Origin of the sequence: Brenneria salicis ATCC 15712 = DSM 30166 (assembly GCF_003315515.1) — a bacterium.
Lineage (GTDB): Bacteria > Pseudomonadota > Gammaproteobacteria > Enterobacterales > Enterobacteriaceae > Brenneria > Brenneria salicis.
In genome coordinates, this window is record NZ_QNRY01000001.1 from 60,715 (window position 1) to 86,151 (window position 25,437).

22 protein-coding genes and 1 tRNA gene are annotated in these 25,437 nt (G+C 51.7%); 11 read left to right on the forward strand and 12 right to left on the reverse strand.

All coding sequences use genetic code 11. From position 1 onward, the window contains the following. The first annotated feature begins 301 nt into the window (after window positions 1-301). Complete coding sequence (locus DES54_RS00300; protein ID WP_113864638.1) at window positions 302-1,588, forward strand: citrate synthase; 1,287 nt, start codon at window positions 302-304, stop codon at window positions 1,586-1,588. A 155-nt stretch (window positions 1,589-1,743) separates the two neighbouring features. Here the strand turns inward: DES54_RS00300 and pxpA are convergent, their stop codons facing one another. The 7 genes from pxpA to DES54_RS00335 form a co-directional block, all read right to left on the reverse strand. Next, window positions 1,744-2,481, reverse strand: a complete 738-nt coding sequence (gene pxpA, locus DES54_RS00305) for a 5-oxoprolinase subunit PxpA (protein WP_113864639.1) — start codon at window positions 2,479-2,481, stop codon at window positions 1,744-1,746. After that, window positions 2,471-3,400, reverse strand: coding sequence for a 5-oxoprolinase subunit PxpC (gene pxpC, locus DES54_RS00310; RefSeq protein ID WP_113864640.1), 930 nt, complete (start codon window positions 3,398-3,400; stop codon window positions 2,471-2,473). Before pxpC ends, pxpA begins: the two co-directional genes overlap by 11 nt. After that, entirely contained in the window at window positions 3,394-4,050 is a 657-nt protein-coding gene (gene pxpB, locus DES54_RS00315; protein WP_113864641.1) for a 5-oxoprolinase subunit PxpB, read from the reverse strand. The genes pxpC and pxpB overlap by 7 nt, the downstream gene beginning before the upstream one ends. Before the next feature lie 200 nt (window positions 4,051-4,250). Next, window positions 4,251-4,994 carry a type 2 GTP cyclohydrolase I gene (locus DES54_RS00320; protein ID WP_113864642.1) on the reverse strand — a complete coding sequence of 248 codons (744 nt, stop codon included), beginning with the start codon at window positions 4,992-4,994 and terminating at the stop codon, window positions 4,251-4,253. Next, window positions 4,987-6,453, reverse strand: coding sequence for a deoxyribodipyrimidine photo-lyase (gene phrB / locus DES54_RS00325; RefSeq protein ID WP_113864643.1), 1,467 nt, complete (start codon window positions 6,451-6,453; stop codon window positions 4,987-4,989). Before phrB ends, DES54_RS00320 begins: the two co-directional genes overlap by 8 nt. A gap of 21 nt (window positions 6,454-6,474) precedes the next feature. Then, window positions 6,475-7,434, reverse strand: coding sequence for a YbgA family protein (locus tag DES54_RS00330; protein WP_113864644.1), 960 nt, complete (start codon window positions 7,432-7,434; stop codon window positions 6,475-6,477). Between the two features lie 199 nt (window positions 7,435-7,633). Then, the gene (locus DES54_RS00335) at window positions 7,634-7,840 is read right to left on the reverse strand and encodes a YbfA family protein (RefSeq protein ID WP_113864645.1); all 207 of its coding nucleotides are present in this window, start codon (window positions 7,838-7,840) and stop codon (window positions 7,634-7,636) included. A 316-nt stretch (window positions 7,841-8,156) separates the two neighbouring features. On the opposite strand from DES54_RS00335, the gene DES54_RS00340 reads away from it, so the two are divergent. After that, a complete protein-coding gene (locus DES54_RS00340; protein ID WP_113864646.1) occupies window positions 8,157-8,585 on the forward strand; it encodes an EamA family transporter in 429 nt (142 codons plus the stop codon). A gap of 40 nt (window positions 8,586-8,625) precedes the next feature. On the opposite strand, the gene pgm is transcribed toward DES54_RS00340, so the two are convergent. Further along, the gene (gene pgm / locus DES54_RS00345) at window positions 8,626-10,269 is read right to left on the reverse strand and encodes a phosphoglucomutase (alpha-D-glucose-1,6-bisphosphate-dependent) (RefSeq protein WP_113864647.1); all 1,644 of its coding nucleotides are present in this window, start codon (window positions 10,267-10,269) and stop codon (window positions 8,626-8,628) included. A 36-nt stretch (window positions 10,270-10,305) separates the two neighbouring features. Further along, complete coding sequence (seqA, locus tag DES54_RS00350) at window positions 10,306-10,842, reverse strand: replication initiation negative regulator SeqA (protein WP_113864648.1); 537 nt, start codon at window positions 10,840-10,842, stop codon at window positions 10,306-10,308. Window positions 10,843-11,061: 219 nt separating this feature from the next. Here seqA and ybfF point away from each other — a divergent pair, with 219 nt between their 5' ends. Continuing rightward, the gene (gene ybfF / locus DES54_RS00355) at window positions 11,062-11,829 is read left to right on the forward strand and encodes an esterase (RefSeq protein WP_113864649.1); all 768 of its coding nucleotides are present in this window, start codon (window positions 11,062-11,064) and stop codon (window positions 11,827-11,829) included. Between the two features lie 265 nt (window positions 11,830-12,094). After that, window positions 12,095-12,376 carry a LexA regulated protein gene (gene ybfE / locus DES54_RS00360; RefSeq protein ID WP_113864849.1) on the forward strand — a complete coding sequence of 94 codons (282 nt, stop codon included), beginning with the start codon at window positions 12,095-12,097 and terminating at the stop codon, window positions 12,374-12,376. A gap of 56 nt (window positions 12,377-12,432) precedes the next feature. Here the strand turns inward: ybfE and DES54_RS00365 are convergent, their stop codons facing one another. Beyond that, a complete protein-coding gene (locus tag DES54_RS00365; RefSeq protein ID WP_113864650.1) occupies window positions 12,433-14,103 on the reverse strand; it encodes a methyl-accepting chemotaxis protein in 1,671 nt (556 codons plus the stop codon). A gap of 785 nt (window positions 14,104-14,888) precedes the next feature. Here DES54_RS00365 and fldA point away from each other — a divergent pair. Both fldA and fur read left to right on the forward strand, forming a co-directional pair. Then, on the forward strand, window positions 14,889-15,416 hold the full coding sequence (fldA, locus tag DES54_RS00370) for a flavodoxin FldA (protein ID WP_113864651.1): 528 nt from the start codon (window positions 14,889-14,891) through the stop codon (window positions 15,414-15,416). Window positions 15,417-15,740: 324 nt separating this feature from the next. Then, the gene (gene fur / locus DES54_RS00375) at window positions 15,741-16,190 is read left to right on the forward strand and encodes a ferric iron uptake transcriptional regulator (protein WP_113864652.1); all 450 of its coding nucleotides are present in this window, start codon (window positions 15,741-15,743) and stop codon (window positions 16,188-16,190) included. Between the two features lie 58 nt (window positions 16,191-16,248). Here fur and glnS read toward each other — a convergent pair whose 3' ends face one another. Both glnS and nagE read right to left on the reverse strand, forming a co-directional pair. Beyond that, entirely contained in the window at window positions 16,249-17,907 is a 1,659-nt protein-coding gene (glnS, locus tag DES54_RS00380; RefSeq protein WP_113864653.1) for a glutamine--tRNA ligase, read from the reverse strand. Between the two features lie 204 nt (window positions 17,908-18,111). Further along, entirely contained in the window at window positions 18,112-19,602 is a 1,491-nt protein-coding gene (gene nagE / locus DES54_RS00385; protein WP_113864654.1) for an N-acetylglucosamine-specific PTS transporter subunit IIBC, read from the reverse strand. Between the two features lie 312 nt (window positions 19,603-19,914). Between nagE and nagB the strand changes: the two genes are divergently transcribed. From nagB to DES54_RS00415, 5 genes are all read left to right on the forward strand, one after another. Then, on the forward strand, window positions 19,915-20,715 hold the full coding sequence (gene nagB, locus DES54_RS00390; RefSeq protein ID WP_113864655.1) for a glucosamine-6-phosphate deaminase: 801 nt from the start codon (window positions 19,915-19,917) through the stop codon (window positions 20,713-20,715). 20 nt (window positions 20,716-20,735) lie between these two features. Next, complete coding sequence (nagA, locus tag DES54_RS00395; RefSeq protein WP_113864656.1) at window positions 20,736-21,893, forward strand: N-acetylglucosamine-6-phosphate deacetylase; 1,158 nt, start codon at window positions 20,736-20,738, stop codon at window positions 21,891-21,893. Window positions 21,894-21,928: 35 nt separating this feature from the next. Further along, window positions 21,929-23,152: a DNA-binding transcriptional regulator NagC gene (nagC, locus tag DES54_RS00400; RefSeq protein WP_113864657.1), complete on the forward strand. Its 1,224-nt coding sequence runs from the start codon at window positions 21,929-21,931 to the stop codon at window positions 23,150-23,152. Window positions 23,153-23,471: 319 nt separating this feature from the next. After that, window positions 23,472-25,136 carry an asparagine synthase B gene (asnB, locus tag DES54_RS00405; RefSeq protein ID WP_113864658.1) on the forward strand — a complete coding sequence of 555 codons (1,665 nt, stop codon included), beginning with the start codon at window positions 23,472-23,474 and terminating at the stop codon, window positions 25,134-25,136. 217 nt (window positions 25,137-25,353) lie between these two features. Continuing rightward, a tRNA-Met gene (locus DES54_RS00415) sits at window positions 25,354-25,430 on the forward strand. Window positions 25,431-25,437: the final 7 nt, after the last annotated feature.

Here is a 25,437-nt window from a genome sequence, read left to right on the forward strand (position 1 = left end):
GCTAAATTTCTTATGATGAGTTAATGCATTGCGGTTACGCTTCCCCACTGGCATAACTTATGTAACAGTGGTGAGAATCCACGCAGAAGTTATAGGTAATGACTACAATCTAATTCTTAGAACGGTTAATTACCTGAAGAACGATGCTTGCTCCTGATGTGGCTATCCGCCCTACTCTGTGTCCTATATTGATGAGCATGTCATACAGAGTTTCACCGGTTTGTTGCCAGCCCGGTGTACAGGCATGACGGTATTTCTTCGGTGAAAAAATTTTAAAATTAAAGCGCTAAGGAGAATGTAAATGGCTGATAAAAAAGCAACGCTTACACTAGATGGTAAAGATCCGATTGAATTAGATGTCCTGTCCGGCACGCTGGGATATGATGAAATTGATATCCGCCCTCTGGGTTCAAAGGGATTGTTTACCTTCGATCCGGGCTTTACCTCTACCGCATCCTGCGAATCCAAAATTACCTATATCGACGGTGAAGAAGGTATCCTGTTGCACCGTGGTTACCCGATTGCTCAATTGGCGGAAAAATCCAACTACCTCGAAGTGTGTTACATACTGCTGTTCGGTGAAGCGCCGACGCCAAAGCAATACGAAACCTTTAAAACCACGGTAACTCGCCATACCATGATCCACGAGCAGATTACTCGTCTGTTCCACGGTTTCCGCCGTGACTCACACCCAATGGCGGTATTGTGCGGCGTAACCGGCGCGCTGGCTGCGTTCTACCATGATTCTCTGGATATCAGCATTGAACGTCACCGTGAAATCGCCGCCTATCGCCTGCTATCAAAAATGCCGACCGTCGCGGCCATGTGTTACAAATACTCTCTGGGCCAACCGTTTGTTTATCCAAGAAATAACCTGTCCTATGCCGGTAATTTCCTGCACATGATGTTCTCCACGCCGTGTGAAGAATATGAGGTAAACCCGGTGCTGGAACGCGCGATGGATCGCATTTTGATCCTGCACGCCGATCACGAACAGAATGCTTCAACCTCGACGGTTCGCACCGCAGGTTCTTCCGGCGCCAACCCTTTCGCCTGTATCGCGGCGGGGATCGCCTCGCTGTGGGGACCGGCGCATGGCGGGGCGAACGAAGCCTGTCTGCGTATGCTGGAGGAAATCAGTTCGGTTGAACATATCCCTGCTTTCATCAAGCGCGCGAAAGACAAAAATGATTCTTTCCGTTTGATGGGCTTCGGTCACCGGCTGTATAAAAACCACGATCCGCGGGCAACCGTGATGCGCGAAACCTGTCATGAAGTACTGAAAGAGTTGGGCCGTAAAGACGACCTGCTGGAAGTGGCGATGGAGTTGGAAAATATCGCGCTGAACGATCCATACTTCATTGAGAAGAAACTGTATCCAAACGTCGATTTCTACTCAGGCATCATCCTGAAAGCAATGGGGATCCCGTCTTCCATGTTCACCGTTATCTTCGCCATGGCGCGTACTGTCGGCTGGATCGCGCACTGGAACGAAATGCACGACGACGGCATCAAGATTGCTCGTCCGCGTCAGTTATACACCGGCTATGCTAAACGCGATTTCGAATCCAACCTGAAAAACGATTAATCGCTTCAGTGAAGCAAAACAAAGGCCGGAACCGCCGGCCTTTGTCGTTCGTATAATCCCATCTCAGCATTTTTCGCCCATTTTCAAACGCCGTGATCAGTACGCTGTTCATCCGCTCTCGTAACCTCTCATCGCTACACTTCGAGGGGAAAGCATTACGCCGCCGCCACTTGTATCTGATGTTGGGAGAAACAATTACGCAATTTGCGTGCGAACGTCAGCGCGTGCAGGCCATCGCCGTGTACGCACACGGTATCCGCGTGTACCTGCACCCAGGTACCATCGCTGGCCCGAACTCGCCCGCGCTGGATCATTTCCAGCGTTTGCGCCAACGCCAGATCATCGCTGTTGATCAACGCGCCCGATTGCTTGCGGGGAACCAGCGAACCGTCAGGCAAATAACAACGATCGGCAAACACTTCCTGACGCGTCGCCAATCCCAGACGCTGTCCGGCGCGAATCAGTTCGCTGCCCGCCAACCCCACCAGACGCAGCGCCGGATTAATCAACCTTACCGCTCGTGCGATGGCATCCGCCAGGGCCGGATCGCGCGCCGCCTGATTGTAGAGCATGCCATGCGGCTTTACATGCGACAGTTTGCCGCCCTCCGCCACGACAATCGCATTCAACGCGCCAAGCTGGTAAAGCACCTGCGCAAAGACCGTCTCCGCGGGCAGATTCATCTCTCTGCGTCCGAAGTTTTCGCGATCGGGAAACCCTGGATGCGCGCCTAACGCCACGCCATAGTCAATCCCCCAGCGCACCGACTGCCGCATGGTTTGCGCATCTCCCGCATGAAATCCACAGGCAATGTTTGCCGAACTGACCAGTTTCAGTAACGCTTCATCATTTTCGCCGCCTTCACCCAGATCGGCATTCAGATCAATAATCATGCAGCCTCCACGCCAATTGCTCCAGATAGCGCTGCTGTTCTTGTGCCGCTTGCTGAGCATCGCTCAGCGTACAACGGATGAAATGGATCGGTTCGCCAAGACGGATTTGCGCCAGATGATAAAGATCGGCTTCAATCACGCAGGCGATGCGTGGGTAACCGCCGGTGGTTTGCGCATCGGCCAGCAGCACGATCGGATGACCGCCATGCGGCACCTGCACAACGCCAGGCAGTAAACCATGCGACGACATTTCACGCTGCGTCGTTCGTTGCAGCGCCGGCCCTTGTAGCCGGTATCCCATCCGGTTGCTTTGCGGACTCAGGTGCCAGGGAGTTCGCCAGAATATCTCCTGCGCTTCCTCGCTGAACTCCTGATATTCCGGTCCGGGCAGCGCCCGCACACGGTTTCCAAACAGCAACTGTTTAACCCCTGTTTCCCTGGTTGGCAATCGGGTGGCGGTTCCCAGTAAAAGCTCATCGCCGTCCGCCAGCAAACGTCCGGCGAAACCACCAAAACCCGCCTTTGAATCGGTACTACGCGATCCCAATGCTTCCGGCACATCAATACCGCCTGAGAACGCCAGATAACTGCGCATACCGTGACGTGGTAAATACATTTTCAATATCTGTCCGGCTTTTACGGCAAAACGCCAGCCGGTCCATAACGGTTTGCCATCCAAATCGGCATGGCAGTCGGCCCCGGTCAGCGCCACCCAACAAGGCGACGTAAACGTGGCGACCAATTTTCCCAGCGTAATCTCCAGCGCCGCGGCATCTTCCGCATTGCCGACCAGCAGATTGGCCAGCTTCAGCGCGGGAATATCCAGCGCGCCGGATTGACTGATCCCCAGACGGCGGAAACCCTGTCTGCCAGTATCCTGAACCGAGGTATGCAATCCAGCATGGATGATTTTCAGCATACGCCCTCCTTCTGCGGCACAAAGCGAATGTTATCGCCAGGCCGCAGCAAGGTGGGAGGCATGGTTTGCGGATTGAACAACGTCAACAATGTACGGCCAATCAACTGCCAACCGCCCGGCGTCGCCAACGGATAAATCCCGGTCTGCGCGCCGCCGATGCCCACTGATCCCGCCGCCACCCGCAAACGCGGCTCAGCGCGGCGCGGCATATGCAGCCGTTCATCCAGCCCGCCCAGATAGGCAAAACCCGGTTGGAAACCCAGGAAATAAACGACATATCTGGCGGCGGCATGCGCCTCCACCACCTGCCGTTCGGTCAGGCGGCAATGATGAGCGACGACATCCAGATCCGGCCCGGCCTCGCCGCCGTAAAAGACGGGAACGTCAATATCACGCGGATCGAATATCAGCGACTCGCTCTGTTCCCACCAGCGTTGCAGACGTTCGACAGCATCAAGCGCCACCTGCTGCGGATGCGCCAGCAGCACGGTCAGGTTATTCATGCCGGGAATGGCTTCCAGCACTTCGGCATGATGGTTCAAACGCTCAGCGAGGCCCCAGATACGTTGCTGACTTTGCAACGTCATCGGCGGTTCCAGTTCCAGAACGACTGTTTTCTCGCCCAGCAGATAACACCTTGCTCTTTGCACCTTTTCTCCTGAATGACGCTATCATTGCTTTTTCCTATTATTTGAAAAGCAATAAGGATGCCAACATGATAGAGATTGATCGCTAAAAATGAAAAGCGGCGGTTCCGCCAGCGAACAATACATGCCAGCGGAAAGCACATTGCCGCGCCTTCACCCAATACAAGCCTTGCCGCGCATGATATGCGCCAGCGGACTCGCCATCAGGCCGGGTTGGGAATATCAATAAATGTCACATCCACGTGGTGATGTTGAGCCAACCATTCACCCAACGCGCGAATGCCGCCCCGCTCGGTGGCGTGGTGTCCGGCGGCAAAGAAATTCAGCCTCATTTCACGGGCGATATGAATCGTCTTTTCGGACACTTCGCCGGTGATAAACGCATCAACGCCGAACCTGGCGGCTTGTTCAATAAAGCCCTGACCGCCGCCGGTACACCATGCAATACGTTGTATCTGTTGCGGTGCATTATCCCCACAATGCAGCACAGAACGCCCCAAACGGTTTTCCAGACGGCGACAAAAAGCATCGTTACTCATCGGCTGCGCGAGTTCGCCATAAGGTACTAGCGGTTCAACCATACCCAGCACATTGATATCCAACAGCGCCGCCAGTTGTGCGTTATTGCCTAACAGCGGATGCACATCCAGTGGTAAATGGTAGCCATATAGATTGATATCGTTGACCAGCAGCGTTTTCAAACGATGCCGTTTCATACCGCTGACCACCGGGGACTCGTTTTTCCAAAAATAACCGTGGTGAACCAGTATGGCGTCCGCCTGATGGTCAACCGCCGCATCCAGCAACGCCTGCGACGCCGTTACGCCGGTAACGATACGTTGAACCTCATCGCGCCCTTCCACCTGCAAACCATTCGGCGCATAGTCCTGAAACATCTCGACACTCAGCAATTCATTGATTAGCTTTTCCAAATCATTATTACGCATACTTGCTCTTCTCTTTCTGTTCATTATTTGCCGCGCTCGCGCTTTTAGCGGCTGCAAATGCCGCCAGCGTTTGCTGTCTGGCCGTTTTATGATCGACGATGGGACGGGGATAATTTAACGCACAGCGCTGTTTATCAGCCCAGCGATAAGGTTGATGGATCGCGTTATCCGGCACTTCCGCCAACTCTGGCACAAATTGGCGGATAAACTTACCCTGCGGATCAAAGCGCTCGCCCTGAGTGGTGGGATTGAAAATACGGAAGTACGGCGCGGCATCGGTACCTGTCGAGGCTGCCCATTGCCAGCCGCCATTATTAGCCGCCAAATCGCCGTCCAGCAGGTGCTGCATAAAATAGCGCTCGCCGTGACGCCAATCGATAAGTAAATCTTTTACTAAAAAACTGGCGCAAATCATACGTAAACGATTATGCATCCACCCGGTTTGATTTAACTGCCGCATAGCGGCATCAACGATCGGATAACCGGTTTGTCCCTGTTGCCAGGCGGCCAAATCCTGCGGCGACTGACGCCACTGAATCCCTTGCGTCCAGCGGGTAAACGGTTGGTGTTTGCATAAGGCCGGCCATGCGACCAGCAAATGACGATAAAACTCACGCCAGATCAATTCATTAAGCCAGATAAACGCGCCGCCTTCCCGCCACTCCAGTAGATCAGGACATTCCGCACGCAGGCGATTGAAGCACTGACGCGGCGAAATCACCCCCACCGCCAGATAAGGCGAGAGTTTGCTGGTCCCTGCCAACGCTGGTAGATCGCGCTGTCGATGATAATCCTGCACCTGCTCGCGGCAAAAACGTCTAAGCCGCTGCATCGCGGCCTGTTCGCCCACCGGAAAATCGTGGTCGATAGCCTGTAGGGGATGATTGAAGGGTGCCGGAGCGTGGATGATATCGATCGCCCCGCCGTTTCGGACAGAAGGAGCAGACACAGAGCGGGTGTCCGTTTCCAGCAGACGTTTAATAAACGCCTGGCGGAACGGCGTAAACATCTTAAACATCTCACCGTTTCCGGTCAGCACGCTTCCCGGCGGTAACAGCAAGCTGTCGTCAAAACCGTGGCATACCGCCCGATCCGCCAGCAATATCTCGAGTTGTTGATCGCGCTGACGCTCGTTGATTTCATACTGCCGGTTATAGAACAGATGCGTTACTTGCTGTTGTCGGCAGAATGCCGCCAGCCAGTTCACCGCCTCGGCAAAATCGGGACATTCATGGTAATGAAGCGCTATCCCCTTTTCGGCCAGCGCCTGCTGCACCGCCTTGAGATTTTCCAGCAAGAATGCCGCCTGACGCGCGGGCATATCGTGCCGCCGCCATTGCCTCGGCGTCGCAATGAATACCGCTAGCACCCGCGCCTGCGGATCATCGCAGGCCGCCGCAAGCGCCAGATTATCGGTAATGCGTAAATCGTTGCGCAGCCAGACCAGGTGAGTGCTCATAAATCATCCTCTATCTGTCCGTCAGTGACCATAGCGCAGTCTCAGCGCTTCGGGATAAGGCTCGAAATAGCGCTGCTGCGCCAGATAAGCATCAGGATATTCCGCCATATAATGTTTGAGCAGGGTGATAGGCGCCAGCAAGGGCTGCAAGCCCTGCCGGTAGCGGTCTATCAGTTGGGCCAGTTCCTGCCGTTGCTGGGCGTTGAGTTGACGCCGGAAATAGCCCTGAACATGCATCAGCACATTGGTGTGGTTGCGCCGCGTCGCCGGATGCGCCAGCAGTTTCATCAGCCGCAGACGATATTCCACCATAAACGCCTCCAGCGATCCCCACTCATCAATATCCGCCACAAAGCGGCCCAGCTCACGATATTCTGGCTGCGAATGCGCCAGCAACAACAGCTTATAGCGACTGTGAAAACCAATCAGCGCACTGCGGCTAAGCCCCTGCCGCCAGAGTTGGTGCAATTCATGCAGCGTATAAACCCGCTCAATAAAATTTTCACGTAGCCCTGGATCATGTAAACGTCCGTCTTCCTCCACTGGCAACCAGGGCATCTGGCGCAGCAATTCCTGCGTAAACAAGCCTACGCCGCTTTTACGCGCATTTTTCTGTGATTCGTCATAGACTTTCACCCGTTCCATACCGCAACTGGGCGATTTGGCGCAGACGATATACCCGCACAAATGGGTCAACTGGCTGACTTTCTGCGCTGAAAACGCCCGCATTTTATCTGACACCTCCAGCGGCGAGCCGTTGCTGGCACGCAACGTGAGCGTATTTTCGCCCCCTTTTACCAACCTCAACGCCGGACGAGGCACCGGTAACCCCACCGCCATTTCAGGACAAATCGGCTCAAAACGAAAATAGGGTGCAAGTTGCTCAACGGCAAATGCCAGACGCTTATGTCCCCCATCAAACCGCACCGGATTACCCAGCAGACAGGCGCTGATACCCACCGGAATATGTTCGCACGTCATTCTTCGCCCTTACAGAAGTTTCTCTCTGTTCAGCATAGCGGATTTTGCGCTTTTTCTGTTTAGACGACGGAGAAAATAAGGTAATAAATCATGATATTGACGGAGATTACGGACGAAAAAAACCTCGCCAGAGCAAGGTCGGACAGCGGTTCGCGATTAACCAGGACAAGCCGATGCCACGTAGCGGCATCATGTTGTATCAGTAAAAATCACTGCCCGCAGCTTCGGATTGCGCCATCCATACCGGTTTGTCGCTGGTTTTTACCCATACCCGATGCAGATAGCTGTAAAAACGCGCCCGATCACGACGGAACAGCATCACCGGCAAAGCCACAATGCCGATGAATACGACAGCAATGCGGCGCAGGAAAATACGGTGTAAAGGATAAGCAGTATAGAGTGACATAACGATCCTCCTTTAGGGGACGCCTCACATGAATCATAAAATTGAAGCCGGGATATTGATTAAAATTTTATCGCTTTTAATGAAATTTTACTACTCATCCGACCAGGAAGATTAAATAATCGCCAGATCATTCGTAATTTCGTCATTGAATTACGGAATAGTTAAAAACAAACGCACCACTGGTTAAATTACAGCGCAATAATTGAGGTTATACCGTTTTACGCTCAACATTTACGTCCTCATACTAGTGATTGACAGCCACTCGGCGTAGCATTGCCATTCTGTTTTTCATACCTGTTTTCGGGGAGATATCGTCATGAGCAGTTGGTTACTCTATGCGTTGCTTTCCGCACTATGCGCTGCGCTGGTTGCACTGTTTGGGAAAATTGGTCTGCAAAATCTTGATGCCAACACCGCAACGGCGATCCGTGCCGTCATCATGGCGCTCTTTCTGGTCGGCGTCGTGGTCGCTCAGGGAAAAATCGCGTTGGTGGGTGATATCCTCACCCATAAAAAAGCGCTGCTGTTCATTGTATTGAGCGGCGTGGCGGGCGCGCTGTCATGGCTGTTCTATTTTGTCGCGCTGAAAAACGGCAATGTCGCTCAGGTAGCGCCTATCGATAAGCTGAGCGTGGTGTTTGCCGTGGTGCTGGCGGTGCTACTGCTGGGGGAAAAGATTTCGCTGGTGGCCGGCGCAGGCGTGGCGCTGATTTCAGCAGGCGCGTTAATGGTGGCGTTGGGATAAGGCGCTGCAAGCAGCGCCTGAGTACGATTTAACAGGCAATTTAACTGGCATTCGCCAATACATTACTGACAATCTCCACCGCTTCTTTCTCGATACGTTCCCGGTGCTCAGCGCCGAGGAAACTCTCGCAATAGATCTTGTAAGCTTCTTCCGTACCAGAAGGCCGCGCGGCAAACCAGCCGTTATCGGTCATCACTTTCAACCCGCCGATAGCCGCGCCATTACCCGGCGCCGTCGTCAAGCGGGCAGTGATGGCATCGCCCGCAAGTGTGCTCGCCGACACCTGTTCTGGCGATAGCCTGGACAACGCCGCTTTCTGCGCTTGGGTGGCCGATGCCTGAATACGGTTATAGCTCGGCGCGCCAAAGCGCTGCGCCAGATCGTCATAGTGCTGTTGCGGGTTTTTCCCGGTTACGGCGGTAATTTCCGCCGCCAACAGACACATAATGATCCCGTCTTTATCCGTCGACCACGGCGTACCATCGAAACGCAGGAACGACGCGCCCGCGCTTTCTTCGCCGCCGAAGCCAAAGCTGCCGTCGAACAGACCATCAACAAACCATTTAAAACCGACCGGCACTTCCACCAGCTTACGGCCCAGATCGGCGACGACCCGATCGATCATGGCGCTGGAAACCAGCGTCTTACCAACCGCGACGGATTCTCCCCACTGTGGGCGATGCTGGAACAGGTAATTGATGGATACCGCCAGATAGTGATTCGGGTTCATCAGACCGGCTGGCGTCACGATGCCATGACGGTCATAGTCGGGATCATTGGCAAATGCCAGATCGAATTTGTCACGCAGCGCCAGCAATCCAGCCATTGCCGATACTGACGAGCAGTCCATGCGGATGACGCCATCGTGATCCAGCGTCATAAAGCGGAATGTCTGATCAACGGCATCATTCACCAGCGTCAGATCCAGCTTGTAATGCTCGGCAATGCGCTGCCAGTAAGCGATACCGGAACCGCCCAGCGGATCAACGCCCAGTTTCAGGCCAGCGCGTTGAATGGCCGCCATATCCACTACGCTGGTCAGGCCTTCCACATACGGTTGCACCAGATCCTGTTCGTGCAGATAGCCGCTTTTCCACGCCTGATCCAACGTAATACGTTTTACGTCCCGCAATTCATCCGCCAGCAGCGCATTCGAGCGCTTTTCAACTACGCTGGTGAGATTGGTGTCCGCCGGCCCGCCGTTTGGCGGGTTATATTTGATGCCGCCGTCTTCCGGCGGGTTGTGCGACGGGGTAATCACGATGCCGTCAGCCTGTGCGCCGCCTTGACGGTTATGCGCCAGAATTGCGTTGGAAACCGCAGGCGTCGGCGTAAACCCATTATCCTGCTGAACAATCACATCCACACCGTTGGCGGTCAGCACTTCCAGTACCGAGATGAAAGCGGGTTCAGACAACGCATGCGTGTCTTTGCCAACGTAGCACGGGCCGCTGATGCCCTGCTTTTTACGCTCTTCAGCAATCGCCTGCGCAATCGCCAGAATATGCGTTTCATTAAAACTGTGACGACCTGCACTACCGCGGTGGCCGGAAGTACCAAACTTCACCGCATGGGCAGCATTTCCGACTTCCGGGCGCAAAACATAGTATTGTGACGTTAACTGCGCCACATTGATTAAATCGCTTTGCCGGGTCGGTTGCCCTGCTCTTGGGTGATTAGCCATCGACATTTCTCCCTGACGCTATTGTCAAATAAAGAGTTAGATAGTTCCGCAAACTTTCTCCGCCAGTTCCGCCGGGAACTGCATTGTCAGCATGATGTGCTCAATCATGCCGCGTTTACGACCAGTATTCGTGTTGGTAATAACCCAGTATGGCGTATCCGGAATATGTTTGGGTTTGGTGTGCGTGCCATTCTGAAGTAAGGTTTGCTGATCGCCCGCAAAGTACACTCGCGTGCGGCCATGAAGTGATTCCGTCGCTTGCGCAAATTCCTGCGGCGACAAGGTGTAAAGGGTGGACAGTACCAGCATAAAGCGATTGATTGCCTTAGACTGTTCAGCGTATTCATCCGACAACAGCAACTCGCGCATCATGCGGACCCGATCGCGCGCTCCCGGCGCCGATACCACTTGCGGCTGAGCCATGTCTGCCGGTTCCCGCGCTTGCGGCGCGGCGACCTGACCGGCGGTGAATTTCAGCATACGCCGTAAAATATCCGATGCGCTCTCGCCAATATGCTGTGTGTGACTGGCGATATAACGATAAAGCTCTTCGTCGACCTCAATAGTTTTCATCTTTATCCAGTACTGTTTTATTACCCAAATCAATCGTCACGGAGTATACAAGCGATCAAACACTCGCGAACAGCAACATAGCGCAGACAAGACCAAAAGTCAGATTATGTCCCAATGTCGCCGCCTTTCCTCAAGTGGTAATACCTGTTCTTTTGACGACAGCATAACGTTGTAAAGTCATGATACCCTAAGCGCCTGTCTCTCTGAATGAACTTCACCATGAAATTGAATTATCGCCGGCATTATGTGCATCAGCCACAGGGCAAGCTACCGGTCATCCTTATTCACGGTCTGTTTGGCAACCTGGATAATCTTGGTGTATTAGGCCGGGATCTGCAAAATCAACACGACATTCTACAAATTGATTTACGCAATCATGGTTTGTCCCCCCGCTCACCGCAGATGACCTATCCGGCTATGGCGCAGGATGTTCTGACGGTAATGGACGAATTAAGCATTGATCGCGCTATCATCATTGGTCACTCGATGGGCGGAAAAGTCGCCATGTCGCTTACCGCGCTGATCCCAGCGCGCCTGGAAAAGCTGGTGGCTATTGATATCGCGCCGGTGGATTACAAGATCCGTCGACATGACACTATTTTCACCGCGCTCACGGCAGTCACTGAGGCTGGCGTTAGCGCGCGTTCGGATGCTGCCGGGGTGATGCGGCGTTTTATTAAAGAAGAAGGCGTGATTCAGTTTCTGCTGAAATCATTCCACCAAGGCGAATGGCGCTTTAATGCACCGGTATTGTGGGAACAGTACGAAAATATCGTCGGTTGGCAGGTTGTTCCGCCTTGGCAAGGACCGATCCTGTTTATTCGCGGTGAAAAATCGCCCTATCTGGATGACATTCATCGTGACGCCTTGCTAAGCCAATTTCCCGCCGCCCGCGCCTATGTGATCAGCGGCGCCGGCCACTGGGTACATTCTGAAAAACCGGAAGCGGTTTTACGTGCCATTCATCGTTTTCTAGATGCGGGTTAGTCAGCCAGGCCTTCCCATGCGGGATTCAACGCAAACGGTCACAGTTAACCATTGTCGCCGTCAGTGCGGCTGGGGTATGATGGCGCCCGCAGTGGAGGGACGGCTGATTCACAGCCACAAGCATTGTAACCACATCATCAAAATGCATGCCTCATATACCCCCCGGATTTCATGCAACAAGCAGATCAGATACAGGTTGTATGAAAGAGAAAGGAGGCAAGATTGTGTGCATTTTGGTCCGAATACCTTGCAGCATCATTACCTTATGGCAAAAGAACAAACGGATCGCACCACGCTTGATCTATTCGCAGATGAGCGTCGCCCAGGCCGCCCGAAGACCAATCCGCTTTCACGTGATGAACAGCTAAGAATCAATAAGCGCAACCAACTGCGACGCGATAAAGTACGCGGATTGCGCCGTATTGAATTAAAAATCAACAACGAAGCGGTGGAGATACTGAATAGTCTGGCAGAGCAACGGAATATCAGCCGTAGCGAACTGATTGAGCAAATACTATTAGCTCAATTGGCTGAAAAAACAGCCTGAAATAGCGATTTTCGGGAGTTTGGTGCGGTGTCATCCCTGACACCGAAAAACCACACTCAGAATTTTTCCCAATTATCCTTACTGGACGGCAGTGCTTTTCTGGCAGACGTAGCGGCTACCGCTTTCGGCGCCTGCGCTGATTTTGCCACAGTTAGCGATTGTGAATGCCGCTCGGACAGTTGAAATAGCGATACCGTCTGGTTCAGCAACGCGGCCTGCTCTTCCAGCGACAATGCGGCGGCGGAAGCCTGTTCCACCAACGAGGCGTTTTGTTGCGTTACGCTATCCATTTCCGCGATAGCCTGGCCGACCTGCGCAATCCCTTTGCTCTGCTCTTCCGAAGCGGATGCGATTTCTCCCATGATGTCGGTCACGTTGGTTACCGCCCGCACAATCTCATGCATGGTGTCGCCGGCATCGGCAACCAGAGTCGATCCACTATCCACGCATCGAACCGACTCGGCAATCAGCCCTTCAATCTCTTTCGCCGCCTGAGCGCTGCGCTGCGCCAGACTACGAACCTCTCCGGCAACCACGGCAAAACCACGCCCTTGCTCACCGGCTCGTGCGGCTTCCACCGCGGCGTTAAGCGCAAGGATATTCGTCTGGAAGGCAATGCCGTTAATTACGGTAGTGATCTCGGCGATCTTGCGTGAACTACCGGAAATTTCCGACATGGTTTTCACTACGTTTTCAACGATATCTCCGCCTTTCCTGGCGGTGGTAGACGCTTGCAACGCCAACTGGCTGGCATGACTGGCGTTTTCCGCGTTCTGCTTCACCGTCGCCGTCAATTGTTCCATGCTGGCCGCCGTTTCTTCCAATGCGGAAGCTTGCTGCTCGGTGCGTGACGACAAATCGTTATTGCCCGCCGCAATTTCTGACGCGCCTTGATAAATAGAGTCAGTGCTGCCGCGGATAGTGCTGACCGTATTTGCCAGGCTTGCTTGCATTTCGCGCAGCAACGGAAACAATTTACCCACACAGTTACGGCCAAAATCAATAATTGGCTTACCTAACTGACCGGAAGCAATGACGCTGAAATGATCACGTAGAACATCCAATGGGCGAACCAGATAGATCAACAGATAGCGGTCCGTCAAGAACAACATCACCAGACCGATAATCAAACCAGCCAGCAAAATGTTTTGACCGATCGAGGTAATTTGTTCAAACCTCACCCCCGCTGCGGCAAACTTTTCTGAAGCGGCTTTATTAAACGCGGATAAAGATACGCCAAACTGACGACTTAACGGCGGGACCACACTTTTGGCGTGCTCCTGATAATCGTCCAAAGCATTGGCGACAGCCTTTTGATAAAGCGGCTCTACGCCCTCTGCAATCAAAATATTCCAGTCACGTCTGACCGCCTGCACCAACGCGTGATCCAGACCGGCATGGTCGATGGTATTGAAGGTGGCTAAATCAGCTTTTAAGCTATTCAGCGCGCTCAAAGCGGATGTTTGTTCCTTATCCGCCGAAGCGCTATCGCCGCTGCGACGATAATCAACCGCCCGCGACAAACGTGTGACCATACGAAAATATTGATCGTTACCCTGATTCACAAAATTCATGTTCTGCACCAGCAGGCTGCTGGTCTTGGATGTCGTCGTCATCTCTTTAAAAGAGAACATGGTATAGATTGAGACACCGCCCCATAACACACAAAAAGTGCCTAATACCCACAGCATGGCCGTTCTAATGGCGATGTTCTTTAATAATTTCATAGCTCACTCCAGACCTAGGCAGAAAATAATAAGAATGGTTTTTGATCGTTAATCAAAAGACAGTATGCATTCCATGAATATGCATCTCTCTTCTGTGTTCCGTTTCATTGTGTTGACAATAAAAGGCTCACGCTGACTAATCGACAAAACTCAGAAAATATTTAGAGTCGAATATCTCTTCCCTCAATCTATTTTCGAATTCGTGAATTAGGTCATATAGCAGAACATTAAACTATTTAAATATCAATGAACTGGAGAATGGCGTCGACATTTACACAAACCTTACTTAAGATGCGGAAATTTCCCTTTATCGGCCTGGCGGGATTTGGCAGGACGAGGTATAAAGCGCCGAATGAACACTTTCAATTTCATACTAAAAAAGACTGAGGTGATAATTTAGACCCACAATCAGTTAGTCTGAAACATATAAAATTAAAATGGCATTTCATTATGACTTAAGTACAAAATAAAAAATATAACGCCATGTTTTTCATGTATACCATGCTAATTTTTTTTGCTGACTAATACGCCGATAAAAAGAATTAGTGAATTTTAGACACTGAACTCTGATATATCGATGCTACTTATCTACCCGTCCCCTCTGCCACTATCGCCTTGAATATAGTGGGATTCGGCGATAACACGCCGAAGCGGAAAAAATCCCGCCCAATTTACTTCTCCTTACCGATACGAGTTTCTCATGCTGTTTGTGTCTGCTATCATGAGGCGATTAAGTGGGTGAAATATCGCACCATACCATTAAGAATCAAGAGGTTATTTAATTCATGGCACTGATAGGCATTTTCTTTGGCAGTGATACTGGCAATACTGAGAACATTGCCAAGACGATCCAACAGCAACTGGGCGCCGACGTTGCTGAAGTTCATGACATCGCCAAAAGCAGTAAAGAAGATCTTGAAGCTTTCGATATTCTGCTGTTGGGCATTCCGACCTGGTATTATGGCGAGGCCCAATGTGACTGGGACGACTTTTTCCCAACACTGGAAGAGATCGATTTCAACGGCAAACTGGTTGCCTTGTTTGGCTGTGGCGATCAGGAAGATTATGCGGAATATTTCTGTGATGCTATGGGCACCATCCGTGACATCATCGAGCCACGCGGCGCGACCATCGTCGGTCACTGGCCGACAGAAGGCTATTACTTCGAAGCCTCCAAAGGGCTGGCTGATGACAGCCATTTCATCGGTCTGCCCATTGACGAAGATCGTCAACCTGAACTGACCAGCGAGCGCGTAACCGCCTGGGTGAAACAGATCAGCGAAGAACTGAGCCTGAAGGACTTGGTTGGTTAAGGTTATTCTTTGGCCCTGATGACATGATCAGGGCCAGATCAATAGGAAAAACCTTTCTTTATAATTGATACATTTTTTTAACTTCCCTTCATAAACCTGTACAATAATCCTATCGGTTTTGTACGTGCATTGAGTTTCCCCATTTACCAACAACAGATTGCGTCGTATACCTGTAGTCATTGTGGGAACACTTTTGTTAACATTCCCTTGTTTTCATTTTGAATGCACGGTTCTATAATTGAGACGCTATTACATTTTTGAGCCGACCGATGTTATAGGCTAGATAGCCTCCATTGAATAAGTAAGCAACAGGACTAAATCCGCATGACTGACAACAACACCGCATTAAAGAAGGCCGGCCTGAAAGTCACTCTTCCAAGACTGAAGATCCTGGAAGTATTGCAGGCCCCGGAGTGCCATCACGTCAGTGCGGAAGATTTATATAAAAAACTGATTGATATGGGTGAAGAGATTGGTCTGGCGACCGTCTATCGCGTGCTCAATCAGTTTGATGATGCTGGCATCGTAACTCGCCATAATTTTGAAGGTGGTAAATCAGTTTTTGAACTGACTCAGCAACATCATCATGACCATCTGATTTGCCTGGATTGTGGCAAAGTCATTGAATTTCGGGATGAATATATTGAAGCGCGCCAGCGTGAGATCGCCGAAAGACATAATATCAAACTGACAAACCACAGTTTGTATCTGTATGGTCAGTGTAGTGAAGGGGATTGCCGTGAAGACGAAACCCTACACGACGCAAAAAGATAAATCGACCGCTTAAAAAATAAAACCGCCGCGGCGGTTTTATTTTTCTTCAGCAAAAAGCTTAGCCTACCCAGGTATCACGCAAGCCGACCGTGCGATTAAACACCAGATGCGCCTGACTTGAATAAACCCGATCGGCACAGAAATAGCCTTCCCGTTCAAACTGATAGGCCTTTTCTACTTCAGCCTGCGCCAGACTGCTTTCGACAAATCCGAGAACAACCTTTAGTGAATCGGGGTTAATGGTGGACAGAAAATCATCCGCCGCCGCCGGATTCGCTACGCTGAACAAACGATCGTACAGGCGGAATTCCGCGGGCAGCGCATGCACCACTGACACCCAGTGAATAACGCCTTTCACTTTGCGTCCGTCAGCCGGATCTTTACTCAGCGTATCGGGATCATAGCTGCAATAAATAGCGGTGATTGTCCCCTGCTCATCTTTTTCTATCCGGTTGGCCCTGACCACGTAAGCATTACGTAGACGAACTTCCTTGCCCAGCACCAGACGTTTGTATTGCTTATTGGCTTCTTCACGGAAGTCGGCGCGATCAATATAAATCTCGCGGCTGAACGCCACCTGACGCGTGCCCATCTCCGGCTTATTCGGATGATTTGGCATCGTCACCCACTCTTCATGGTCTGAAGACAGGTCTTCAATGATCAGCTTCACCGGATCCAGCACGGCCATGGCGCGCGGCGCATTTTCGTTCAGATCGTCGCGAATACAGGATTCCAGCGCCGCCATTTCGACATTGTTGTCCTGTTTGGTGACGCCGATACGTACACAGAACTCACGGATAGAGGCCGCACTATAACCACGACGACGCAAACCGGAAATGGTCGGCATACGCGGGTCGTCCCAGCCCTCGACAATCTTTTCCTCGACCAACAGGTTCAGCTTACGCTTGGACATGATGGCGTATTCAAGATTCAGACGTGAAAACTCATACTGACGCGGATGGCAAGGGATCGTAATGTTGTCCAGCACCCAATCATACAAACGCCGATTATCCTGAAATTCCAGCGTACACAGAGAATGCGTCACGCCTTCCAGCGCATCGGAAATGCAGTGAGTAAAATCATACATCGGATAGATGCACCACTTGTTGCCGGTCTGATGATGTTCGGCAAACTTAATACGATAGAGAACCGGATCGCGCATCACGATAAACGACGATGCCATATCAATCTTGGCGCGCAGACAGGCGGTGCCTTCGGCAAAACCACCGTTACGCATTTTTTCAAACAACGCGAGGTTTTCCTGTACGCTGCGGTTACGATAAGGGCTTTCCTTCCCCGGCGACGTCAGCGTACCGCGGTATTCCCGGATCTGTTCTGGCGTCAGTTCATCCACATAAGCCAGTCCTTTAGTAATCAACTCCACCGCATACTGGTGCAGTTGATCGAAATAATCGGAAGAATAGCGAACATCGCCGCTCCATGAGAAACCCAACCACTTCACGTCACGTTTGATTGACTCAACGTATTCAATATCTTCTTTAACCGGGTTGGTATCGTCAAAACGCAGGTTGCACTGCCCCTGATAATCGCGGGCAATACCAAAGTTCAGGCAGATAGCCTTCGCGTGACCGATATGCAGATAGCCGTTAGGCTCCGGCGGAAAACGCGTCTGGATATGGTCATGCTTACCGGATGCCAAATCTTCATCAATAATCTGACGAATAAAGTTAGTTGGGCGGGCTTCGGCCTCACTCATGTTTGATTCCTCAATGCGACAACGACATATAACCGCTAATGATCCAATAAGCTACGTCGGGAAACAACCGTTAGTTTCATTAAATTATCCATGATGAAAAAAAACGGGATGAGACGCTGATCTCACCCCGTAAACTTAACCTGCGTCCGTCAGCCTTTATTGCGCTGACCGATATAACGCAAACACCATTCGTATTGGCGCAGGCTACTGTTTGACGTTCTTTAGTGCAGCTGCAATGGATTCCGCCCGCGTCCCCACCACAATCTGCACGCTTTGCTTATTCAGACGGATAACGCCCGCCGCGCCAAGCCGTTTTGCCTCGGCATCATCAACCAGCGCGGAATCAACGACATTCAGACGCAAACGCGTAATACAGGCATCAATCCCCACCAGATTGTCTTTGCCGCCAAGCGCTTGCAGATAGCCGCGCGCCAATTGCTCGGTATCCTGGCTGGCGGATGTCGCCGGCATCGTACTGACGTTATATCCATCCGCCTCGCTGCCACTGACAGAGAGCTCACGTCCCGGCGTCAGCAAATTGAAGCGGGTGATGGTAAAACGGAATACCAGATAGTAAACGACGAAGAACACCAGCCCTTGCGGTATCAGCATATACCAGTGCGTTGCCAGCGGGTTACGCGACGACAACACCATATCCACCAGACCGGCGCTAAAACCAAAACCGGCCATCCATTGCATGCTGGCCGCAATGAACACGGAAATCCCGGTAAGCAGCGCATGCAGGAAATACAGTACGGGCGCGACAAACATAAAGGAGAACTCAAGCGGTTCAGTGATCCCGGTGAAAAAGGAAGCAAAGGCCGCCGCCAGCATAATCCCGGCGACGTTGTTCTTATTCTCAGGGCGCGCGCAGTGATAAATCGCCAGCGCCGCCCCTGGCAGACCAAACATCATAATCGGGAAGAACCCGGCCTGATAACGTCCGGTGATCCCCGCAACCGCTTTACCCGCATCAATAGACTGCTGTCCGGCAAGGAAATTCGGTATGTCGTTAATACCGGCGACATCAAACCAGAACACCGAGTTCAGCGCATGGTGCAAACCAACAGGGATCAGCAGCCGGTTAAAGAACGCATAAATTCCAGCGCCCGCCGACCCTAATTGCTGGATATGTTCGCCAAAAGTCACCAACGCATTATAAATAGTCGGCCACACATACATTAAAATGAAGGCAACCAGAATCATCAGGAACGATGTCAGAATGGGAATTAGACGGCGTCCACTAAAGAATGACAGCGCTTTCGGTAGTTCCACCTGACTAAAGCGGTTATACAATTCCGCTGAAATAATCCCCACCAGAATACCGATAAACTGGTTCTCAATTTTCCCGAAAGCTGCAGGAACCTGATCGAGCGGGATCTTTTGAATCATCGAAACCGCCGCCGGCGAGCAGAGCGTGGTCAGCACCAGATAACCGACAAACCCGGTCAACGCGGCGGCGCCATCTTTATCTTTCGACATGCCATACGCGATACCCACGGCAAACAACACCGCCATATGTTCGATAATAGCCGCCCCTGATTTGATAAACAGGGCGGCCAACGCATTTTCGCCGCCCCAGCCCACCGGATCAATCCAGTAGCCGATGCCCATCAGAATGGCGGCAGCAGGCAGCGTCGCGACTGGCACCATCAACGCCCGCCCAACTTTTTGTAAATAGCTAACGATACTCACCTTTCCCTCTCTTCCCCTAAGGGGCAAACAAAACTGCCGTTTAGACTTGCTCACTGCCGGGTCAAACCATAGAGCATGGCTTTGGCATCGAGTGTAAGAAAAATATTTCGCTACGCAAATTAAACCCCGGAATTATGTGATAACAATCACTAAAAATTCGCATACAAAAAATTTATACCTGAATAAAACGCCAACTTATTTCAAGATTAAAAAAAACAAGGTAGACTGATTTTAGCTCAGAACTAAACCGCGCCGCTCGCGCGATTTACGCTATAACGTGTTTAACCTCGCAGGAAAATCAGGAGATCGTTGATGAGACTCATCCCACTGACCACCGCGGCGGATGTCGGCAAATGGTCCGCCCGCTATATCGTCGGGAAAATCAATGCCTTCAATCCCAGTGCGGATCGGCCTTTCGTGCTGGGGTTGCCGACCGGCAGTTCACCGCTGGCAGCCTATAAATCCCTGGTGGAAATGCATCAAGCCGGACAGGTGAGCTTTAAGCATGTCGTTACCTTCAATATGGATGAATATGTTGGTCTGCCAGCCGATCACCCGGAAAGCTACCATACCTTCATGTATCAGAATTTTTTCAATCACGTTGATATTCCGCGTGAAAACATTAACCTGTTGAACGGTAACGCCGAAGACATCACCGCAGAATGTCACCGCTATGAAGAGAAAATTCAGTCCTATGGCAAAATTCATCTCTTTATGGGCGGTGTGGGCAATGACGGACATATCGCCTTCAATGAACCCGCGTCTTCTCTCGCTTCCCGTACCCGAATCAAAACGCTGACGGAAGAAACTCGTATCGCCAATTCCCGCTTCTTTGGCGGCAATGTCGATTTGGTGCCAAAATTCGCGCTGACTGTTGGCGTCGGCACCTTGCTGGATGCCGAAGAAGTGATGATTCTGGTAACCGGACGCAACAAGGCGCAGGCGTTACAGGCGGCAGTGGAAGGAAACGTCAACCATATGTGGACCATCAGTTGCCTGCAACTTCACGCCAAAGCGCTAATGGTTTGCGATGAACCTTCCACGATGGAGCTAAAAGTTAAAACTGTTAAATATTTCCGTGAGTTAGAAGCGGAAAACATGAAAAATCTTTAATCTGTAGCCAGGAGTTGATGATGTTCGCTTTAACAAATGGCCGGATTTTTACCGGTCACCAGGTTCTGGATAACCATGCCGCCGTGATTGCCAACGGATTGATCGAGGATATCCGTCCGATTGCCGACCTTCCCGCCGGACTGCCGCAACGCGATGTTGGCGGCGCATTTATCGCCCCCGGATTTATTGATCTCCAATTGAATGGTTGCGGCGGCGTCCAGTTCAACGATTCACTGGATGCGATTTCCGTCCAAACGCTGAAAATCATGCAGCAAACCAATCAGCAATCAGGCTGCACCAGTTTTTTGCCGACGCTTATCACCTCCAGCGATACGTCCATGAAGCAGGCCGTGGAGGTGATGCGCGCCTATCTAACGCAACACCGTCATCAGGCGTTGGGTTTACACCTTGAAGGCCCGTGGTTGAACATGATTAAAAAAGGCACGCATGACGCCGCATTTATTCGCCAGCCAACGCAAGAACTGGTTGATTTCCTGTGTCAAAACGCTGATGTCATTACAAAAATCACGCTGGCGCCGGAAAAAGTCAAACCATCGGTCATTCATCAACTCACCGCTGCGGGCATCGTAGTTTCAGCAGGGCATTCCAACGCGACCTGGGCGCAGGCCAAACAAGGTTTTGCCGCAGGCATCCGCTTCGCCACCCATCTGTTCAACGCCATGCCTTATCTGACAGGGCGTGAACCCGGTCTGGTCGGCGCAGTCTACGATGCGCCGGAAGTCTATTGCGGGGTTATCGCCGATGGTTTGCACGTCGACTGGGCGAACATCCGCAACAGTAAACGGATCAAAGGCGACAAACTGGTGCTGGTCACCGACGCCACCGCACCAGCAGGCGCGGATATTGATCAGTTCATTTTTGCCGGTAAAACCATATACTACCGCAACGGACTCTGTGTGGATGACAACGGCACCTTAAGCGGCTCCGCCCTTACGATGATTGAAGCGGTGCGCAACAGCGTGGAACATGCCGGTATTGCGCTGGATGAAGCGATCCGTATGGCGACGCTCTACCCTGCTCGCGCCATCGGCATAGACAAACAGTTAGGCAGTATCGAAAGCGGTAAGGTCGCCAATCTGGTGGTTTTCAATCGCGATTACCATATTCTCAACACCCTGGTTAACGGCGACGAGGTGTTTACGCCAATAAAACGTTGATTACAAAACATTGATTACAAGCGAGTAACTTTTTCATGACCACAGGCGGACAAGCGCAAATAGGGAACATTGATCTGGTTAAGCAATTGAACAGCGCGGTCGTGTACCGCCTGATTGACCAGCATGGTCCCATCTCACGGATACAGATTGCCGAACAGAGCCAGCTTGCCCCCGCCAGCGTCACGAAAATTACCCGCCAGCTTCTGGAGCGCGGGCTGATTAAAGAAGTCGATCAACAGGCATCCACCGGCGGCAGACGCGCTATCTCCATTGTCACCGAAACCCGTCCTTTTCATGCCGTTGCCGTTCGGCTTGGCCGCCTCGACGCCACCATTGCGTTGTACGATCTCCAGGGAAAATCGCTGGCGGAGGAACATTATGATCTGCCGGAAAAAACGCAGGAAACACTGGAAACCGCGTTGTTCAAGGCAATCAATCACTTTATCGATAGCCACCAGCGCCGTATCCGCGAACTGATCGCCATCTCCGTTGTTCTGCCGGGATTGGTTGATCCCAATGCGGGCATTATCCGTTACATGCCGCATATCAACATCAACAACTGGCCGCTGGCCGAAAACCTGCAACGCCGTTTCCACGTCACCAGCTTTGTCGGGCACGATATTCGCAGTCTGGCGTTGGCGGAACACTATTTCGGCGTCACGCATGACGCCCTAGACTCCATTCTGGTGCGCGTCCATCGCGGAACCGGCGCCGGTATTCTGGTCAACGGACAGATCTTTCTTGGCAATAGCCGCAACGTTGGGGAGATCGGTCATATCCAGATTGATCCATTAGGAGAACGTTGTCACTGTGGTAATTTCGGCTGTCTGGAAACCGTGGTCGCCAACGCCGCTATTGAACAGCGGGTACTGCACTTATTACAGCAGGGCTACCCCAGCAAAATTTCCCCCGACAACTGCACCATTACGGCCATCTGCAAGGCCGCTAACCGGGGTGATACGCTGGCCAGGGAAGTCATTGAACACGCAGGGCAATATCTGGGCAAAGCGGTTTCTATCGCCATCAACCTGTTCAATCCACAGAAAGTGGTGATTGCCGGTGAAATTACGCAAGCCGACAAGATCCTGCTGCCGGCCATACAGCGCTGCATCAATACCCAGGTCTTGAAAGATTTCCGTATCAATCTGCCCATAGAAGTCTCCAGCCTGAGCTATCTTTCCGCGATCGGCGCTTTTGCGCTGGTAAAGCGTGCTATGTTGAATGGCGTTTTGCTGCAACATTTGCTGGAAAATCACTGATTATCGAATTTTCCCTCTCATACCGGATTATGTGATCTCTAAAAATCCGGCGATTACATTGCATTAACTTATGGATTACTCATCAAATTGCGATATAAATTATCGAAACATCGGCAAGATGGCTTTTTTTATTAGATGATATTGAATTATGGTGGCGTTTTGATGCTAAATCATTGGCAATGTCACAGCATCTGTAATCAGGATGCGGAAACACGGAATGCTCGGTTTGCTCCGTGAATCATATCTGGCTAATTTGAAACCTGACTAAATCTGAAATAAAGCTGCGCTTGGCGATACAAGCGAACTGAGGGAGTAACTTATGTGTTCTATTTTCGGTGTGCTTGATCTCAAGACCGATCCGGTTGAATTGCGTAAAAAAGCGCTGGAGTCATCACGTTTAATGCGTCACCGCGGACCTGACTGGTCTGGCGTTTATGCCGGCGACAAAGCGATTCTGGCGCATGAACGTCTGTCTATCGTTGACGTGAACACCGGTGCTCAACCGCTGTACAACGCAGCACACACTCATGTTCTGGCCGTTAACGGTGAAATTTACAACCATCAGGCATTGCGTCAGCAATACGCCGACCGTTACGCGTTCCAGACTGGTTCCGACTGTGAAGTGATCCTGGCGCTGTATCAGGAAAAAGGCCCGGCGTTTCTCGATGATCTGCGCGGCATGTTCGCCTTCGCTCTCTATGACATCGAACAAGACGCCTATCTGATTGGCCGTGACCACCTGGGCATCATCCCGCTTTACATGGGCTATGATGAACACGGCAACTTCTATGTCGCTTCTGAAATGAAAGCGCTGGTTCCGGTATGCCGCACGATTAAAGAATTTCCGGCTGGCAGCTATTTGTGGAGCAAAGACGGAGAAATCCGCGAATATTATCGTCGTGACTGGTTCGATTACGAAAACGTAAAAGACAACGAAACCGACGCCGATGCGCTGCGTGAAGCGCTGGAAGAATCCGTGAAAAGCCACCTGATGTCTGATGTCCCATACGGCGTACTGTTGTCTGGCGGGCTGGACTCTTCCGTTATCTCCGCCATCACAAAAAAATACGCCGCTCGTCGCGTCGAGGACGATGAGCGCAGCGAAGCCTGGTGGCCGCAGTTACACTCCTTTGCCGTTGGTCTGGAAGGTTCCCCGGACTTGAAAGCCGCTCAGGAAGTGGCCGACCACCTGGGTACGGTTCACCACGAAATCCACTTCACCGTACAAGAAGGTCTGGATGCGATTCGCGATGTCATTTATCACATCGAAACCTATGATGTGACCACCATCCGCGCCTCAACGCCGATGTACCTGATGTCTCGCAAAATCAAAGCGATGGGCATCAAAATGGTCTTATCCGGTGAGGGTGCGGATGAAGTATTCGGCGGCTACCTGTATTTCCATAAAGCGCCGAACGCCAAAGAGTTCCACGAGGAAACCGTGCGTAAATTGCTGGCGCTGCATCAGTACGATTGCGCCCGCGCCAACAAAGCGATGTCCGCCTGGGGCGTAGAAGCGCGTGTACCGTTCCTGGATAAAAAATTCCTGGATGTGGCTATGCGTATCAACCCGCGCGACAAGATGTGCGGCAATGGCAAAATGGAAAAACACATTGTGCGCGAGTGCTTTGAATCATATCTGCCGCACAGCGTTGCATGGCGCCAGAAAGAGCAGTTCTCTGACGGCGTGGGCTACAGCTGGATTGATACACTGAAAGAAGTCGCCGCCCAGCAGGTGACCGATCAGCAGATGGAAACCGCACACTTCCGCTTCCCGTACAACACGCCGACCTCCAAAGAAGGCTATCTGTACCGTGAAGTTTTTGAAGAGTTATTCCCGGTGCCTAGCGCGGCTGAATGTGTTCCTGGCGGCCCGTCTGTCGCCTGTTCTTCCGCCAAAGCGATTGAGTGGGATGAGTCCTTCAAAAAGATGGATGATCCGTCAGGGCGCGCTGTTGGCGTACACCAGTCCGCCTACCAATAACCTGATTTATTCGTACTACGAAACGGGCCGTCAGCGGCCCGTTTTTCTATTTGATTTTTCATCGCGGCCCGCTTTTTGACGCTTTTCTCACCATACTGTTCACAACCCAAACAAACGGCCCTGAGTAAGCGTTTTTCGGGAAAAAATTTGTTGACGCAATTAGGCCAACTACGCATAATGCGCCCCGCAACGCCGATGAAGGTGACGCGGAAAAGATGGCTACGTAGCTCAGCTGGTTAGAGCACAGCACTCATAATGCTGGGGTCACAGGTTCGATTCCCGTCGTAGCCACCATCTTTTT